Source organism: Nostoc sp. 'Peltigera membranacea cyanobiont' 232 (assembly GCF_002245985.1).
Taxonomy (GTDB): Bacteria; Cyanobacteriota; Cyanobacteriia; order Cyanobacteriales; family Nostocaceae; genus Nostoc.
Genome location: NZ_NOLK01000017.1, coordinates 26,432 through 44,433, shown reverse-complemented (window position 1 = coordinate 44,433; position 18,002 = coordinate 26,432). Strand labels below are relative to the sequence as shown.

The following is an 18,002-nucleotide window of genomic DNA, read 5'->3' as shown; positions in this document are numbered from 1 at the left end:
TTCTCTGTGCTTAAAGTTGCACAAATTAAAAGAGATTAAGGGATGAGGAGAGAAGACAAGAGTGAAGCCTGCCTTAGCTTAAATTTGCATCCAGTCAATAGATAGAATGCTTGCCAAGACTGCATTTCTAAATTTTTAATTTTTAATTTTTAATTTTTAATTGCATAACCCTCTTGCCAAAGTGGATAAACAATCTCAGACTGAGTTTTGAGGGTAGACGAACAAAACCCCTGTGTGGGATATCATTCATGACTGAAAACAACGATACTTTGCTGCTAAAAGCTGCTAAAAGTGGCGATATCAAGGGGCTGTGTGCGCTACTAGCTACTGGTGCGAGGGTGGACGCGTGCGATCGCCAAGGTACGACGGCGTTAATGTTTGCTGCCAATTTAGGTTACACCGAAATTGTGCGATCGCTGCTGGATGCCGGGGCAAATATCAACTTGCCCAGAAAGCTCTATGGTTTGACGGCTTTGATGTTGGCGGCTAGTGGCAAACAACTTGACATTTTGCAGCTTTTACTATCTAAAGGTGCTGATGTTAATGCCACTAATGAAGATGGCAGCACAGCTTTAATGGCAGCAGTCCTCAAAGGTCATATTAATGTAGTACGAGTCTTATTGGCTGCTGGTGCAAAGGTGAATATCGCCGATAAAGATGATGATACTGCGTTGAAACTTGCCATTAAGCAGGGAAACATCGAAGTTTTAGAAGCAATTCTCCAAACTGGTGCTGATGTCAATATCCCAGATCGAGAAGGTGAGACACTCTTAACATTAGCGGTAGACTTGGGGCATCTGGAGGTTGTGGAAGCACTGCTAGCAGCAGGGGCTGATGTGAATATGAAAAACGCTGACAGTGGAACTGCATTATCGGCAGCAGCAGCAAGTGGACATAGTGCGATCGCAACAGCTTTACTCGATCGAGGTGCTGAAATTAATCTCCAAGACCAAGATGGTGAAACTGCCCTACATATTGCCGTTGTGGAAGGCTACATTGATGTCGTGCAAGTATTACTGAATAGGGGTGCAGATGCCCAAATTAGGAACCACCTGGGTGATACGCCACTGCTGGTAGCAGCATTGCAGGGACATAGCAAAATTGTCGAGGCACTCCTGCGTTCTGGGGGAGATATTAATGGTAAAAATCTTGGCGAAGTACCTTTGACGTTAGCTGCATCACAAGGACATACCCAAACAGTGAAAGTGTTGCTAGACTATGGCGCTGATGTCAACACTGCGGGGGATGATGGCAAAACCGCTTTGATTAAAGCAATCGAACGCAAGCACACAGAGATCGTACATTTGCTGCTGGCAAAGGGGGCAGATGTGAATTTTCAAGATTCAGCCAAGGCAACATCATTGATGTGGGCTGCCTCATCAGGTTATAGCGAAATTGTACAGTTATTACTTCAAGCTGGGGCAGATGTGAATTTGAAAAATCGGGGTGGTTATACTGCTTTGATGATTGCAGAATTTAATGGTTATAAAAATATAGTACAGAGTCTGCAAAAAGCTGGGGCGCAAGAATAGCCATTTTAATTCTGAATTTTTCAACTAAAATCTTTTCAGAAATATCTTGAAAAATCATTAAATGAAAGTTGTTAAATCAAATATAAAGGAAGTTTAAAACAACTAAGTTTAGACCTGAGAAACAAAGAAAGCAAAACTCCGTCGTAGCTGTTGTGAACTTACTACGCCGGAGAAAAGAAAAATTAAAACGTCAAAAGTGAGCAGGCTAAATGCTTGCGTGACAAGGATATAAAGAAAGCAAAAATGAAGAAGTAAATTTACTTTTTACTTTTTACCTTGTACATTTTACCTTTTACCTGCTCTCCCCCTTGACGTTTCCTACTGTGCTAGATGTGCAAAATATATAGTTTTTGTTTGAACGGAAATGTATTCTAAGGATCATTTTTTATGTATTATCCGAAAGGCTAAATACAAATGAATCCTGAAAAAAGGTTAATGTGCGACTATTTGGGCGATCGCTATGGAAATTCCCAGAAAAAATAAATTAAAAATTAAATTTAGTGCGGTGAATCCCCAGTTACCGAACCACTTTTCGGTTGGAGTTTAAGCACAATCTATAAAATTTGTAGAACAACTAGTGTCATATCATCAGTGTTTTGCTTATCATCACCAATGAATTGCTGAACTTGGTCAAATAGGTAATCCACAATCTCCTCTGGGCCATTGCAGTACTTGCAAGCCGTATTGAAGCCAGCGACAAAGTTATCTTCATCGAAGCGATCGCCACCAGCTGCTGCCGCATCGGTCAAACCATCTGTATAGTAAATAATTGTATCCCCAGGCTCTAACTGTACCTGAGCATCTTCATATTGGCTGCTAGCATCCAAACCGATTAACATTCCTAGAGTATCTAAACGGCTAACAGTTTTCGTGGCTGCGTGCCACCACAAGGGAGGATTGTGTGCCGCATTGCTATAAGACAAAATTCGACTATGGGGATTATATTCTGAGTAAAATAGCGTTACAAAGCGGTGGGAATTTTCCAAATCCGCATACATAACTCTATTTAAGTTTTGCAGAATTTTTGCTGGGGAATTCCCATGTAGCACTTCTCCCCGTAGCATTCCCCGCATCATCGTCATAATCAGCCCAGCAGGGACACCTTTGCCCATGACATCTCCAATCACCAAACCCCAGCGACTAGTTTCTATATCGCCTTTAGTCTTGAGCCGAATCTTATTCTGATTGGTAGCAATAAAGTCGTAGTAGTCTCCGCCGACGCGATTTGCAGGTTTACAACGTGCGGCTAGCACTGCACCAGGGATTGTGGGGCATTGACGTGGTAAAAGTCGCCGTTGAATTTCTGCGCCAATTTCTAGTTCTTGGTCTAGGCGTTCTTTTTTTCTTAGTTCTACAGCTAGTTCATCGTTTTCGATCGCTACTGCTGTTTGGTCTGCAACTAATCTAACTAACTTTTGCCTAGTTTCTGTCCAACTATATTCTGGATCGCGGCTCAATACATAGAGCCATCCCCGTTCTGTATGCTTCACCAGAATCGCCGTACCAAAGATTTGTACATCTGGCCCCAAATAGCGATGCATCTGGTCATCTAAAATTCCTGTCGCATTGGCTAGAGGAGCAGTATTCGGCAAAAGCGTGATTTGACTGCTGGCTATTTCTAGCGCTTTGCGGATATTCTTGCGCTGGCCACTATCTTGCCAATGTAACTGTTCTAACCTTACTTGACCATTAGGTTTGTAGAGAAACAGGGCGCTGCCGTCTGCATCTGTCACTCTTGTTGCCATTAGTGGGATCAGTTCCAAAAACTGATTCAAATTATTGAAACTTCTCAGGGCAAATCCTAAAGAACTGAGCAAATCTTGAATTTTGTTCTGTTCCCGGTGCAACCTTGCCACGAGTTCTTTGAGTGCTACGACTGGTGTGACATCTGTCGCAGCACTATTGTTGTCAGTGGGTTGAGAGGGCAGTTGAGACACAGGCACAGGTATTATTGCACTTTATATTGGCAGATTTTAGATTACTTATAAACCTTTTGGCTTTGGCATTGCTAAACCATATTTAGACAAGACTTGCCACTTTAGCAAGAGTATAAAGACGTAACAGGCAACTTTTATCGGTATTTTATCTGCTTATTGGATTTTTGAGGGAATATTAGTCATTTCAAATCATGTCTTTTTAGTTAAAACTCAACCCGTAAAAATTACTAGTTGCAGTAATAGTTCAGAAAAACTTTCATTTTTTCATAACTTAATTCCCAAAGCATATCTCTAAAGTTATAAGAATACTTTATTCAAAGAATAATTTATAACGCTTTCAGAGTAACTGTTTGGGTGTAAGCAACTAAAAAACTAGAAGTCTCTTCAGTGAAAACCTCTATAAGCGCTCAAATCGAGCTTGGTTTGATAAATAACAGACTTATATTAATTCCCAAAGCTGAGAATATGTAAATAAGTCTTGAAATCGCCATAGCCAATATAAATTAACTGCGGAGGGAAACCATCCCGTAGTGCTGGACTCACCCGCGCTGGCTCCCCAACACACTGTTCACCGCTTATACGGCTGTCCATCCCACAATAGTTGTGTTTGTGGGAGCTAGCATCTCGCGCGCCCTTGAAACGGCTACAAAATGTAAGTTTACGGGCTTTTGTATTTAGCAACGAAATGTCTGTCCTGTTATATACAAAAGCCCTTCGGGGGGTGAAAAAAGGGCATTAGCTTGAGATTTTAGCAAAAGTCACCCATTTCTTGTGACAAACTTGTGATTTTACGACTTTAACTATTTCTAGTTAGTTCAAGTGATAATACCAGATCGGCTATCCCTAAATTCATGATTTTGTCAAGAAAAATTTTTAACTCCAAATTTTTCAATTAGCCACTCAAGAGAGCTTCGACAAATTCATAGCTCGAAAAGGGGCGCAGGTCTTCAATTCCTTCGCCAGCACCAATAAAGCGAATGGGTAAACCTAGCTGTTGCACAACGGCAAGGGCAACGCCGCCTTTAGCAGTGCCATCTAGCTTGGTTAAGACAACGCCACTCAGTTGGGCAGCTTGGGAGAAAACTTCGGCTTGCCGTAGTCCATTTTGACCTAAAGTTGCATCTAAAACCAATAGGGATTCTACTTTGGCATTTGGGGCTTTTTTGTCGATAATTCGCCGAATTTTACCGAGTTCATCCATTAAATTTTTCTTGTTTTGCAGTCGTCCAGCTGTATCTACCAGAAGTAATTCTGTTTGCCGCGATTGGGCAGCTGCGATCGCATCAAACACAACTGCTGCCGGATCTGTATTTTTCCCAGGATTGGCAATTACTTCTACACCACTTCTACTACCCCAAACCTTCACCTGTTCCACGGCGGCGGCGCGGAAGGTGTCTGCTGCGCCAATTAAGCATTTATAGCCAGATTTTTGTCCCAAGTGGGCAATTTTGCCGATGGTGGTGGTTTTACCGGCACCATTCACCCCAGTAATTAACCAAATGTTCAAGGTTTCTTTTTCTGGGGTAAAGCTAGTTTTGTGGGATGCAATGCTTGGTGCATCCAGCATATCCCGGAGAATTTTTTTCAGATAAGCGATCGCTTCTTCTGGTGCAGTAACTTCTTCTCGAAGTTTTGTTTGTAGGGCATTGATAATAAAATCTGTCGCCTCTACACCGACATCAGCTTGCAGCAGTAATGCCTCAATTTCTGTTACAGCAGCTTGGTTAAGGGGCCCTTGACCAACGATCGCCTTCAGTTGGTTGAGAATACTCCGGCGAGTTTTGTCTAACCCTTGCCGGAGCTTTTTCAGCCAGGTAATTTCTTCAATAGAAACGTCTTCTGGATTTCTACCTTGAGCTGCTAAGACTTTTGCCGACCAGACAAATCCATCATCAAATACCAGTCCGGGAATTTCCTCTCCTATTTCTGAGGTTGCAGCGATTGGCTGTACTATCTCTGGTTCTGGAACTTCAATGGCGGTGGCTATTAGTTGATCCAGTTTTGCTTGCCGTTCTGCCGCCGCCCGTTCTAAGAAGGATAAATTAGCTGGTACTATTGGCTGCGTTGCTTCTGGTGTAAGGGTTTTTCCAACTTCATTTGCCGTTATTTCTGGGCTTTCAACATCTGTTTCTTCAACAATTGTATTTACAGAAGAATCTTCTCTACTTTCTTCTTCAGTAGCTACTTGGATTACTTCTGGCTGTGATATTTCTAGGGTTGTACTGACAGATTCCTCTGTTGCTTCTGATTCAGTGATTTCCGCAATTGCCGTTTCTACAGTTTCAGGTTCTGCTGAGGCATTTGCTGTATCAGGTGGAGTTTCGACTACCTCAGCCTGTTGTTTTTGCTGAATATTTTTGTAAGCAGCTTTAGCAAAAGCCAACAAATCTGGTGCAGTTTCAGCAGTTGAGATTTCAGCTGGCTCTGGTTGGGTTTCTTGTGCAGGAATTTCTTCCTGTTTTTTATCAGAAGGAGTCTCAGAGGAATCGTTATGTTGACGACGGAACCAATTAAAAACCATTGCAGCAGTATTAGTTATATGAGTTATAAGTTATAAGTTATGAGTTTAATTTAACTTTGCACTTTTTCTTGGGGTGAAAGCTTCCCGGTTATCCTCACCTTTTATCGCCACTTTAAACAGAATCAGCTTCCTTTGGTTCAGCGTACCGTCTCCTCTTCTCCCAAAGAAAGAGGCTAGAGCCAGGAGAGAAGTTCCGCGCCAAGAAAGCCGCAGAAGCGACTACAGACTTTTCTCCATAGCAATATAGGAATTACGAATTACGTTAGCGTAGCGGTAGCGAGCCTGCGTTCGCTTTTAGCGTCTCGTAGAGAGCGTCATTACGAATTACGAATTCAGGTAGGGTACTATGCTGTTTTTTTCTGCTCAGTGACTCGGCGCAAAACACCGTTAATAAATCGATGACCGTCGTCTCCACTGTAGCGTTTGGCTAGCTCCACAGCTTCGTTGATGGCGATACTATCTGGAACTCCTAAGAACTTCATTTCTGCCACAGCGATTTGCAGGATATCGCGGTCAATTTGGGCGAGGCGAGTTACTTGCCAATCTACTAAAGCAGTAGAAATGAGTTCATCTATAATATGTCGATTTTCGTTGACGGTAATCACAAGCTCTTTAGCATAATTACGGACTCCCTTATCCTGATTAGCCAGTTGAATCAATTCGGGGAAATCAACTGCTGTACCCAATTGATTGATTGCTGTCTGGGTGCAGGCGATCGCTTCTTGAAGCATTGCTCTAGCAGAATTGAGATCGGAGGCCCGAGTTTGGCTACTTAAAATGCGATCGTTACTGCGTTGCAGTTCACCTGCGGCATTATCGAGGGTATCTTGCACTTCTGAGGTCAGGGTGCGTACTGCTCCTAGCACCAATTTGGATACTAGTTGATCGTCTGGTAATGTATCTAATTTCTTTGGGTTGACTGGCAATTGGCTAAGGCTTAAAAGTGCCAATTCACGAGCAATTTGCTGAGGTTTACGAGGTTGCATAAAAGTGAGGGGTGATTGTGCGAGAAATGATTAACTAGGCCGGGCAAACTTACAAGTCTATCAATTTTGGCACAGTCAAACAACAACATTAGGCATTTGCTTGTGACTTTGCCAGATTGAATTTAAGTTTCTTCAACGGAAATAACCTACCGCTTGATTTCGTCGTGTTTCACCTCCAGATTAGACTCTTTGGGGAAAAGCAAAGGCGTATTGGGGGCGACAATGCCACCTGATACAACTATTTTAAAAGCGTCTTCAATGGACATGGAGAGGTTCACTACCTCATCTTCAGGAACGACTGCGTACCATCCGGTAGTTGGATTTGGGGTGGTGGGGATAAAAACACTGAGGACGGGGCGGGACATCTGGGCTTGGATATCACTGCTGATTGCACCAGTGACAAAGGCGATCGCCCAAATTCCTCGGCGGGGATACTCTACCAAAATTACCCGACGAAATTTGCCATTAGAATCTTTTAGTATTGTTTCTAAAAGCTGCTTTAGAGTTTTGTATACCTGTCCTGCTAAAGGAATTGCCTGTAATAATCGCTCGCCAAAATCTAACAACCACCGTCCAGCAATATTGCGAGCCATCAAGCCCATCAATAAAATACACAGTAGTGGTACAGCTAATCCTACTAATAAATTCAGTAAATTTACTAGAATTGGATTTAACCCATCAAAGGGATTCAGTTGTTTGGGAATTTGGGTGAGGAAGTTGATTACCCAACTAGCAATGGTAATTGTCAGCCAGATAGTAGTTGCTAGGGGAATTACTACCAACAAACCAGCAATCAGGTCGTTTTTTAAGTCCTGTTTTAGGCGATCGACTACCAAGCCCCGATTCTCCTGTTTTAAGCTAGAGGAACTTTTGTTATTGGTATCCATACCAGCAAATTTGTCAAATAGCAAAGGCCTTACTTGCAGCAGAAGTTGCTTCAAGTAACTATCCGAAATACTAGCAGCCTGGCTGCTACGGCAAAAACACGTACTTGTTGCTGTAAATCAGCTATTTTCCTACAAGCATACACATAGATATCAACCAATCCGATGGCGGCCGGTTATTCTCAGAGGATGTTACTTTTCCTTGTAAGACTTGTAAATGATTGTTGCAAGTCATGAGGTATTACTAATCTATCGCGCTCAATCAAAAGCTGCTCATGATTGTGAAAGTAGCACCAGGTAAACTGAGGAGTTATTTTATTGGGTCAGTCACTCACTTTTGATCGGGAGTGACTTTTATGAAAATGGTCTGTTAAAAATATTAATTTATTATGGTGGTTTTGTTTAAATGTAAAGCACGTTAGGGTAGTACAGCTAGCTGTGCTACCCTATTTCGGAAAAAGTCCGATTTTGCGATCGCCTACCCACCCGATCGCTGCTTGTCGATTTTACTGAGAAACCTTCTTATACAGTCGTTTCATGCTACGTCAATCTGCGTAGTTTCCGAATCCGCACTCTGTAATTGTTGTGTACTTTCTTGTGCAAGAATTGCTGTTGTGCCTAAATTAGGTTGTGGTAGATACTTCATTTCCCAGACTTTGAGCAAAATCAGGTATTCGTAGAATGCCTGCAATGTACACCAAGCAAGTCCAGCGTGTCCATCTAAACAGCCGCCTAAGATAAAATACATATATAAAAAGCGTAGCAACGGTCTAGCAGGTAAACGCAAAGATAAATCTTTTAGAGCGCGGCGTTTTTCGACTTCCGATTTGCCAAAGAATAAATCTTGCCAGTTGACGTTTCCCTGTTCTAGCTGATACAGGGTTTCTTGAGCTTCATCTGTAGAATAACGGTTATGTTTGTCAATCCAACGGCTCAAACCTTTGCTACAAGTGTAGTGGGGGTATGTTTCCTTTAAAAAGCTAGTTGCACCCTCACAAACTTCTCGTTCAGTATGACCGTAGTCTGTAAACCACACTTTACCGTGGCGGAAGAGGCGCATTTGGTAACGGGGATACTGTGTGCTGTAGCGAATCCAACGATTCATGAACATGACACGTTCAGCCACGTAGTAACCAATATAGTCTGGATGCTGACTTGCCTTTTCGCATTCCGCGAATAGTTCTGGTGTCATCCGCTCATCAGCTTCGAGAATATAAACCCATTCGTGCTTCGGGGGGATAGACTCTAACATCCAGGTGCGCTGGCGGCCGTGGCTTTCAAAAGCGTGTTGGACGACGCGGATGGGATAGCGACTAGCGATTTCCATAGTGCGATCGCTACTGCATGAATCCACAACAATGATGTCATCCGATAGCATAGCCGATTCAATACAAGCAGCAATATCTAGTTCTTCGTTATATGTCAGTATGTAAATTGAAAACATTACCCAAGTTTTATAGCGATTTTACTCAGTGATAATTGCATTTTTATTTTTATTAGCTACTAGGAGCATGGCAGTATAAGCCGTCAATAATTTTTGGATCCGTCCTACTGCCATGCTAATAGTTAATTAGCGGGCGGTAGCTCTGGCTTTACCACCTTGTACAGCACCCCTACCTCTTAAGCCTGTCCAGCCGATGATAATGTAACCAATGGATAACAGCAAACTGCTAATCCCAATCCGTAGCCCAGACTTCCAAGCAGTATCTTTTGCTTGTTGTAGTGCTTCGTCTCTGCGCTGGCGAACCTGGCTCAGTTGTTGAGCTCGTAGCGTCTGAATATCTGTTTGTTGTTCGATAGCTTTGTCAAGCGCTTGGGGATCTGTTTTAGCCTTCTTCAGTAACTCTTTGATATTTGCGGGAATTTGAGAGCTTTCCAGTGCTTGCTTATATTTTTGATCGTCCTTAAGGATTTCACTAAACTGAGTTTTGGTTTGGTTTCGCAGTTGCTCTAGTTGAGCTTTTCCTTGATCGGTATTCAGTTGTGCTTGCAATTGCGATAACCGAGTGTTCAGTTGGGTTTCTGCCTGATCTGCTTCTTGGGTAATGCGGTTAAGTGTTTGAGTCTTAGCTTGATTGACGTTATTGAGGTGCAGGGGAAAAATCAGCAAGAACATCAACCCTAAAATACTTGAGAGGATCGCGGCGGTAAATCTTAAATCGATGCCTTGGGGGCGATCGCTTCCTGCATCAGCGCTTTCTATCCAATAGGCAGCAAATAGCAGCCCCAGTCCTACCAGAGGAACAATTCCCCGATCGACTAGCGCTGTTGCCAAGTTGATTTGCCATACCCGATCGGTCGGTTGAAAGGGTAACAATAGAATCAAAAAGTCCACAAAAAAGGACAATATGCAGATTATTCCAACTACCTTAACTGTGAGGGCAGTACTCACGGAAGTAAAACGGTTAACCATAATTTTTCAAACTGGCGGTGAATATGAGTGATTTTCATATTTCAAGTTACTTGAATATTGTGCCCATGACCGTGACTGTTGTGTAGAAACACAAAGCAGATTCAATACTGGCAAAGGCTATCTGCCTCTTGGTTTTCAACTAGGCCACAGTAACATTTGTGATGTACAGTGTCTTCAGGAAATTCCTGGTGTTTTAAGATACTAACCTAATGTAGAGATGTGGAATACGACTCATTGAATATGTAACATCTTGCAGCAATGGCTTGGAAGTCTCAGCTACACAGATAAAACCTGCCTACGCGGGTTTCAAAATCTTAATTTTCCATTAGTCCACACAACTCTCTTAGTTTGTAAGAGCGGGGAGTGTCAATATCTCCCTCATCCTTACATTTCTCCCATAAGGACTTGTTCCCAAATGGGCAGATCCTCCGGTCGATCGATATCAGCTAAAGGCGACAAGTTAACGTGTGATAAATTAATATTCCGGGCAATTTCCAAGGTTTTCTGGAATACTTGAGCAGTTCCCCACTCGATGTTAGCGAATAACTCCGGTATGGGTTGGCACAAACCAATTAAATAATATCCACCATCGAGCGCAGGGCCGAGTACGAGGTCAAAGCTGTGTAACTTCTCAAAGGCTGTTGTTAGAATCTGGGCATTCACTCCAGGACAATCTGTACCGATGATAATTATTTTGTCTGCACCAGATTCAAAAGCATCAAAAAGCGATCGCGCCATCCGCGAACCTAGATCCCCTTCACCTTGAGAGTGATAAACCAAATCCAATCCTAGCCAGTCTTGCATAAGTTGCAAATTGCCACCTGCAAACTGCACTTCCATAGATATGGCAATTTTCTTTTGCAATTCTTGAACTTGAAATATTGTATGTTCAGTCATTTCCCGTTGAAGATTGGCAGCACCAAGATTTCCTAAAGCAGGTATCAATCGAGTTTTTGTCTTACCTGGTTCTGGATAGCGAGTAAAAATAATCAGGTGCTGTTTTGGTTTTACTGGTAAGTTCAGCACAAAATACCTTGTTTGATTCAACTAAAAATATCTTAATAGCAATAATCACCCTCGTTGTTGGTTGTAGCGTGTTCTTTTGCCATTCGCATTGCTCCTAAAATAGTCGAAATATAGACGCAGCGTTTAGCCTTACCAGCATACTTGCTAGAAATGGTTATACTTCGAGGTAGCGAAATAATATTACCTCTGTAATCAAATTTAATTTGCCTAACGCCATTTGAAATTTGTAAGGTCGTTTCCGCATCTAAACGCACATTTGAATCTAAGTTATTCCAGTTAGCGCCAGATGGATTTACTGTAGCAGGATGAACTGCCCATTGAACTATGCTGTTTTGCTCACGAAAGCTGGCTTGCCAAGTCAATTTTTCCTTGGTGGCTTGGCTTTGGGCTTGGCGCATAGCAAGGTAAACTTGGTTTTGTGCAGTGTTGAGGCGGCGAGTCTCCACAAAAGCTAGCCAATTGGGTATTCCTAGCGTGGCTAATATACCAATTAATAAAATAACCACTAAAATTTCTGGTAGAGTAAAACCACTATTGGAGTGCTTATTAAAAACATTTTTTGCATTAACTATAAACGGTAAATGCACCCGTGTATTCATTTTGTATTCTAGTCTTGTTTCAGTAATTTAACTGTTGATCAATATTTGAGTTTCTTGACTTTTTACTTCGCGTTGCTTAGTAAAGCTGTAGAGTAAGGTTGGTACTATAAGAATTATGATGATTTTCAATAACAGTTTGGAGGTGAAATTTATATTTTTAAGTTTTGAAGGATCGTTAATAAAATAATTCCACAAAAATCTAGCGGATGCTAAACCTCTTTGTCGATTAAATGGCTTCTGTAAAGCTTTGCAGGTCAGGTATTTGTATAAATTAGCTAGGCTTATATTCCAACTATTCTTAAGTGTAGAAGGTTTTTCTTTATAGGCTTTCTTAAGCACTTGCAAGCAGGATTTTTCCTGTCTGATAAGATTTGAAGAAACTGAATTACCACTTATACGATATAATATTTGTACAGATGGTACACAGATAAAATCAAACTTAGAGGCTAATCGTAGCCACATATCCCAATCCTGAGCTGCACTTAAAGATTCGTCAAAGCCACCTAATGTAATTAAAGACTTTCTACAAATCAAGGGATTGGAACCATTCTCTAGAAAATTATTTAGTAATAAATTTTCATAAACATTTCCCTTAACATTGACGCGTTTGCCTGAAAGTATAAATTCACCATTTTTATCAATATAATCAGTCCAACTGTAAGCTACTTTTGCTGTAACGTTTTCTTGCAGAGCCTTTAATTGAGACTGAAGTTTGTCGCGTGTCCACAGATCGTCTGCATCCAAGAAACTAACAAATTCTCCAACTGCACGGTGTAGACCTCTGTTACGACTAACGTTTCCGCCGGCGTTGGGATAGGAAAAGACTTGTATTCGTGAGTCAGAGATTTGTGTGATAACTTCTAAAGTTGAATCTTGGGAACCATCATTAATTACAATTAGTTCTAGGTTAGTAAAAGTTTGATGTAAAACAGATTGAATTGTGTAGCTAATAGTTTTTTCACTATTGTAAGTAGGTATGATTACAGATATTTTGGGCAAATTTGGAGTAAAATCAATCATTAGTAACAGGCTATTTTAATTTTTTAGTCCTCTGCCTAAATTACATTTTAAGTAGTAAATAGGACTCATCATACTAGCCAAGTAAAACTCAATCTCAAAAAGAGCAATTAGATTAGTTTTAAATTGCCCTCTATATTGAATAAGGTGTTGTAATACTCGACGTAAATTCCCTAAAATAGTTTTCACAAAAACTATTGGTTTTTGCCAATTTTTCGTGTTTATCAAACGCAGCTGAAAAATACACAATCCACAGCCACGTGCCAGAGTTAGTAGATAATCTCTTTCCAGTCGCCAATGTGGTATTTGATGATAAGTATGCATGGTAGGGTTATACCAAATTTGCCAGCCTGCATAATGTATATAAAGCAAAGGTTCATAGTCATCTCCCTGCACCAAAATACCAGGTAATTTCCCGCTTAAAGTCGGGCGTTGTGGTACATTCTCACACCATACTTGTTTCCTGACAACAAGCGCTGCTCCAGGAGGAAGTCTTAAATTCTCCGCATCAAATAAATGTGGATTTGAGCCATGTTCTCTGATAGCTAAAAAAGCTTGAATTCGTTCAAAATTTTCTGGTGGCTTTACTTCAAAATCTCCATGAATCTGTCCACCCCAAGCACCTGCTTGAGGATGCTCTAATCCAAAAGTATATGCTTGAGCTAACCAATCAGGAGCAGGTAAGTTATCATCATCTAAAAACGCCATTAGCTCACCTCTTGCTTCACGGACTGCCCGCAGTCGTGCAAAAGCAGCTCCTTGTTCGGTTTCTAAAAAGTATCTTAAATGACAGTTGCCATTATATATTTTTTGGTAATTCTGGATTATTTCAGATGTGTTATCCGAACTATTATTATCCACAATAATAATTTCCCAGTTAAGTTTTTCTACTCCTGTCTGGGTTAATAGCTTATCCAAAACTTTAGGTAAACGGGTTGCTCCGTTATATGCAGGGATAGCTACGCTAATATCTAAACTTTCAACCGCTAATTTGCTCATCATACCTGTTTTTTGATAATTTATTTTTTAAAGTATCCGTTTTTCCAAAGATAAAAAGGGCTAATCAAACTACTTAGGAAAAGCTCCATTTCACAAGCAAGTACCAAATCATGTTTGAGCCTAGTTCGATATCTGAGTAAATGCAAAGCAATTTTACGCAGGTCATTGATCGTGTAAGATAAAAGAGCAATTGGTCTATATATCTGTTTTATACTAACCATTCTAGTTACATAACGGCTAAGTCCAATACCTCTAAAGAAGGGGATTAAATAATCTTTTTGTAACCGAGCAATTGGAATTTTATGAGAAATTTCCATTTCTGGGTTATACCAAATTTCCCATCCTGATTTTTGGATATGAGACAGCATTTCTAAGTCTTCACTGGAAAGCATATTGCCTTTAACTCTCCCAGTTAGAATAGATTTTTCTGGGACACTTTCTAACCATGCTTGTTTACGGACAACAAGACCGGCAGAAGGAGGTAGTAATTTTTTGGACGCTTCATATAATAGTGGTAAATTACCTCGCTCTGTGATTGCCAAGAATGGAGCGATTCGCTGAAAGTTTTCTGGTGGTTCTACTTCCCAGTCAGGATGAATTTGGCTAGCATAAGCTCCCGCCTGGGGATACTTTTCACCAAAAGTATAAGCTGCGGATACCCAATTTGATACTGGGTAGTTGTCATCATCTAGAAAACCTATGAATCTACCCTTAGCTTCTGCAACTGCCTTTTTTCGGGCATAAGCTGCTCCCTGTTGCGCTTCAAAGCAATATTTTAAAGGGTAAGGACATTGCCAATTTTTTTGATAGGCTTGAACAAGTTTAGCTGTATTATCAGTGCTGTTATTGTCTACAACTATAATTTCCCAAGATAAGTTTTCTGTGTGAAGTTGCTTTTGTAGTCGCTCTAGTAATTCCGGCAAACGACTTTCACCGTTGTAAGTTGGGATAGCTACAGTAAAGTCAAGGCAATTGTTCATTGCTCTAAAATTATATTTCTAAGTGTGATGTGATGCTCTTTATAGTATGCTCAAGTAATGAAAATACGACAAAATATTACAAATTATTCCTGGTGGTTAATAATCAGTCAAATATGTAAAATCGGGCAGACTGCAACTTATCTATCAATTTTGCTATCAATTTTGCCATTTTATATACCGTATTTTTAGGTATCTTTTTTATTTTATTGCTACAAGTGAATATTTAATTGCAGTCACCATCTTTTTTCTTAAAAGTTGCACCCAAGAGAGTATCGACAATGAGGCATCGTTTTAAGCTATTAGAGGATGATACAGAACTTCCAGCAGAAGCCAGCACAATTTTTAAACCTGGTGCATCTGTTGAACCTGACGCGATTGTACCAAAGTTGGCATTTGGTAGAGTACCGAGATAGTCAAAGGTAATAGTGTGTGGTTGAGTAGAAGCGTATGGTGTAGATTTAGTGTCGGATATTGTAGTGCCAATTGTGTTTGGAGTAGCAATGTTAGTACTCAATACCACTGAGCCTGCTGGAATTTGCAAATCTCCGCCCAAGCTTTGCCAGCTATTGTCAGTTAAGGCAATACCAGAAGAACTGCTAGGATAAACAGCAACTTTTATTACATTGGTGCTATTAGTTGTAAAACTGACACTATAGCTAAGTTTGGTCTTTTTAGCTGTTTGCTGTGCTTGCTGTATGGAGGCTAAAACAGCATCTTGAGCTTTATTCAAGCGTTGTCGGTTCACAAAGGAAAACCAGCTAGGAACTGCGATCGCTGATAAAATTCCGATCATTAGCACCACTACAAGCATTTCTATTAAGGTAAAGCCAGAATCCTGTTGAGGATGAAATCGCTCCTTGGTATCTTTATTACACATCTTAGTGTGGAATAACTTTAAAGTTAGATTGCCCATAATGCCCCACCAATAGTTGTGCTGTGTATATCAAGCTTATTTAGTAAATAAATATCCACGTCCCTGTACGCGGCGGTTTGCTGTCGGAAAGTATGTTTGGTTATTTTGAGAGTAATCAAAATTGCTATTTTGCAACCGAGCTAGTGCATTACCTCGTAAAAACACCTGTGCTGTGGTGTTAGCAACATCAATGCAAGCATAAAAGCCCATGAGACTAACTGGGCTAAGTGTTCCAGTAGGGCAAGTAGGATATGATGGATCTGTACTTGTTGGAATAGAGGTTTGATCGATAAAATCGACTAATACTAAAGGTTGTTGAGTGTAAGTTGCCGAGGCTGTAGCTTTCCATGAATTCATTTGGTTAGTTAGACCTGTTGCTCCTGCTAGATTCAGGTTAAAACGCTGAAAACCTACATCGGGGCAGTGGCTTGTGTCAATATATATGTCATTTGAATAACCAGTACAATTCCCAGCAGTACCAGTAGTAGTACCACTAGCAGCCAGAACTCCATCACTAATTTCAAATCTGGCAATACGAGCCGCCTTTGACCAAGTAGTACTACTATCTTTGATTAAATAGTACGCAACTAATGAGTAAACAAAAGTATCATCTTTTGTGTTTGATGTAGTGCTGCTAGAAAGTGTAATTGCACCTGAGACAAACTTGCGTTTCCAAAACACCAGAATTGCTTGGCAAGTAGAAGAACTAGTACAAACACCAGCTGGTTTAACAGGGGGTATTTGGTCTTGAATTCCTGAGCTTGCTGCGACACTGTTTGAATTCGTAGTTAGTGCATTTTTATCATATATATAGATAGCTTGTTGTAAATCATTGGTAATGTAATCAAGTGCTGTCTGGATTTCTTGTTCAGAATTTGCCTTGGCTTGCTCCTTCTGATCTGTGCTGAGAATATTAACCATGAATCCTAGCAGTGGTGTAAGCACGAGGAATGCCAGCAATAAGGCTACCAAAAGTTCTATCAGGGTAAAGCCATTAACTTGCTGAACAAATTTAGGGCTTTTAATCTGAATTTTGATAAAAAAGCTGAGTATATTCTTCATAACTATGGTCTGCCCTTTAGTGAGAGAAACACATCTAATAAATTGTGATTTAAACTTTATCAGTAAGGGGAATAATTATATTTGTTGAACACACACCGATTTAAAATATAAATATTTTAATGAAAGTGGTCAAATATAAATAAATTTAAGTTCGTAGTTAGCGATTGAGCGTTAAAGCAGTTCTCAGTTGAGTGAAGTCCAAGAACCCCACCCCAACTCTCCCCGCAAGCGAGGAGAGGGCTATGATGTATCTCCTTTAGGCAGGGATAAATTAACTTAACGATCTAACGCAATGTAAAAGTATTGAAAGGTTTGTGATTACTTCACTTTGCTGCATTGCGATCGCAATGAAATAGTTAGATATTTTCACACCAACCCACTTAATTAATGGCACATAATTAATTACAAGTGCTGTTACTCGTGGTGCTGCCAGTAATAGCAAGACGCTGACACAGAGCATTGAAGGAAGTATTTTTAGAGCCGATCTCTGTTGTCATTTCCACTAGTGGGGATTGAGGATCGCCTAAAGTACCTGTGAAAGTTCTTTGTGTTTTTTTGTCACTACCGTTGCTAGCGTAGACAGTTTTAGTAAAGTCAATATCTGACCGATAAACTCGGATTCCCAAACGGTAGCCATCCTTTGGTAGCCCTGTGCTATCAGTTGGGGTACTTGTGGCTACTGTAATTGTTTTAGCCTGAATGTAAAATATTTTGCTTGTGTTGCTTGTACAGTCTGGGTTACTAATAGTTAGGTTGTTATTTGTATCTTTGATCGCGCAATATAGCGATGTTGATGTTGATGATGTAGGAGGTGGCATACTTGTAGAGCTTGGATTAAGTAAATTACCAGCTAATGTTCCATTGGGTGCAGTAGTGGTAGCAGGGGCTGTCACTGCTCCCGTTTTTACCCCGTCAATGAAACTTCTGGCAGCTTGGGTGGCTTGTTCTACACGTTTTGATTGGACGCGAGTTGCTGTTGCAATGACGATGGTAGGTGCGATCGCTGCCAATAAAATAGCAACCACGATTATTGCTACTAGTGACTCAATGATCGTAAAACCACCTTCACCAGATGGGTGAATTATTTGCTGTTGTTTGCGCTTAATCATAGTTACTAAACAGTTTTTGAAATT

The 18,002-nt window shown here is 40.7% G+C and carries 16 protein-coding genes; 1 reads left to right on the top strand and 15 read right to left on the bottom strand.

The annotated features are described in order from the left end of the window. The first annotated feature begins 248 nt into the window (after positions 1 to 248). Positions 249 to 1,532, top strand: coding sequence for an ankyrin repeat domain-containing protein (locus CDG79_RS08230; RefSeq protein ID WP_094341708.1), 1,284 nt, complete (start codon positions 249 to 251; stop codon positions 1,530 to 1,532). A 554-nt stretch (positions 1,533 to 2,086) separates the two neighbouring features. Here CDG79_RS08230 and CDG79_RS08225 read toward each other — a convergent pair. The 15 genes from CDG79_RS08225 to hpsB form a co-directional block, all read right to left on the bottom strand. After that, positions 2,087 to 3,475, bottom strand: coding sequence for a PP2C family protein-serine/threonine phosphatase (locus CDG79_RS08225; RefSeq protein ID WP_094341707.1), 1,389 nt, complete (start codon positions 3,473 to 3,475; stop codon positions 2,087 to 2,089). A gap of 438 nt (positions 3,476 to 3,913) precedes the next feature. Next, a complete protein-coding gene (locus tag CDG79_RS42165) occupies positions 3,914 to 4,060 on the bottom strand; it encodes a hypothetical protein (protein ID WP_189524923.1) in 147 nt (48 codons plus the stop codon). Positions 4,061 to 4,361: 301 nt separating this feature from the next. Further along, complete coding sequence (ftsY, locus tag CDG79_RS08220) at positions 4,362 to 5,990, bottom strand: signal recognition particle-docking protein FtsY (protein ID WP_094341706.1); 1,629 nt, start codon at positions 5,988 to 5,990, stop codon at positions 4,362 to 4,364. Between the two features lie 344 nt (positions 5,991 to 6,334). After that, positions 6,335 to 6,976 carry a transcription antitermination factor NusB gene (gene nusB, locus CDG79_RS08215; protein ID WP_094341705.1) on the bottom strand — a complete coding sequence of 214 codons (642 nt, stop codon included), beginning with the start codon at positions 6,974 to 6,976 and terminating at the stop codon, positions 6,335 to 6,337. 146 nt (positions 6,977 to 7,122) lie between these two features. Then, the gene (locus CDG79_RS08210; RefSeq protein WP_094341704.1) at positions 7,123 to 7,863 is read right to left on the bottom strand and encodes a DUF502 domain-containing protein; all 741 of its coding nucleotides are present in this window, start codon (positions 7,861 to 7,863) and stop codon (positions 7,123 to 7,125) included. Between the two features lie 532 nt (positions 7,864 to 8,395). Further along, positions 8,396 to 9,304 carry a glycosyltransferase family 2 protein gene (locus CDG79_RS08205; RefSeq protein ID WP_094341703.1) on the bottom strand — a complete coding sequence of 303 codons (909 nt, stop codon included), beginning with the start codon at positions 9,302 to 9,304 and terminating at the stop codon, positions 8,396 to 8,398. Positions 9,305 to 9,430: 126 nt separating this feature from the next. Next, the gene (hpsJ-B, locus tag CDG79_RS08200; RefSeq protein ID WP_094341702.1) at positions 9,431 to 10,273 is read right to left on the bottom strand and encodes a hormogonium polysaccharide biosynthesis protein HpsJ; all 843 of its coding nucleotides are present in this window, start codon (positions 10,271 to 10,273) and stop codon (positions 9,431 to 9,433) included. Between the two features lie 384 nt (positions 10,274 to 10,657). Beyond that, a complete protein-coding gene (locus tag CDG79_RS08195; protein WP_094341701.1) occupies positions 10,658 to 11,299 on the bottom strand; it encodes a TIGR04282 family arsenosugar biosynthesis glycosyltransferase in 642 nt (213 codons plus the stop codon). Positions 11,300 to 11,331: 32 nt separating this feature from the next. Continuing rightward, positions 11,332 to 11,898: a type II secretion system protein gene (locus CDG79_RS08190; RefSeq protein WP_094341700.1), complete on the bottom strand. Its 567-nt coding sequence runs from the start codon at positions 11,896 to 11,898 to the stop codon at positions 11,332 to 11,334. Positions 11,899 to 11,925: 27 nt separating this feature from the next. Further along, a complete protein-coding gene (locus CDG79_RS08185) occupies positions 11,926 to 12,918 on the bottom strand; it encodes a glycosyltransferase (protein ID WP_189524922.1) in 993 nt (330 codons plus the stop codon). Between the two features lie 15 nt (positions 12,919 to 12,933). After that, positions 12,934 to 13,917 carry a hormogonium polysaccharide biosynthesis glycosyltransferase HpsE gene (hpsE, locus tag CDG79_RS08180; protein WP_317616575.1) on the bottom strand — a complete coding sequence of 328 codons (984 nt, stop codon included), beginning with the start codon at positions 13,915 to 13,917 and terminating at the stop codon, positions 12,934 to 12,936. A 17-nt stretch (positions 13,918 to 13,934) separates the two neighbouring features. Next, positions 13,935 to 14,894 carry a hormogonium polysaccharide biosynthesis glycosyltransferase HpsE gene (gene hpsE / locus CDG79_RS08175; protein WP_094341698.1) on the bottom strand — a complete coding sequence of 320 codons (960 nt, stop codon included), beginning with the start codon at positions 14,892 to 14,894 and terminating at the stop codon, positions 13,935 to 13,937. A 223-nt stretch (positions 14,895 to 15,117) separates the two neighbouring features. Beyond that, positions 15,118 to 15,807 (bottom strand): pilus assembly FimT family protein, encoded by a 690-nt coding sequence (locus tag CDG79_RS45135; RefSeq protein ID WP_317616574.1) that lies wholly within the window; start codon positions 15,805 to 15,807, stop codon positions 15,118 to 15,120. Positions 15,808 to 15,843: 36 nt separating this feature from the next. Beyond that, positions 15,844 to 16,869 (bottom strand): hormogonium polysaccharide secretion pseudopilin HpsC, encoded by a 1,026-nt coding sequence (gene hpsC, locus CDG79_RS08165; RefSeq protein WP_094341697.1) that lies wholly within the window; start codon positions 16,867 to 16,869, stop codon positions 15,844 to 15,846. 398 nt (positions 16,870 to 17,267) lie between these two features. After that, entirely contained in the window at positions 17,268 to 17,978 is a 711-nt protein-coding gene (gene hpsB / locus CDG79_RS08160; RefSeq protein ID WP_094341696.1) for a hormogonium polysaccharide secretion pseudopilin HpsB, read from the bottom strand. Between the last annotated feature and the right edge of the window lie 24 nt (positions 17,979 to 18,002).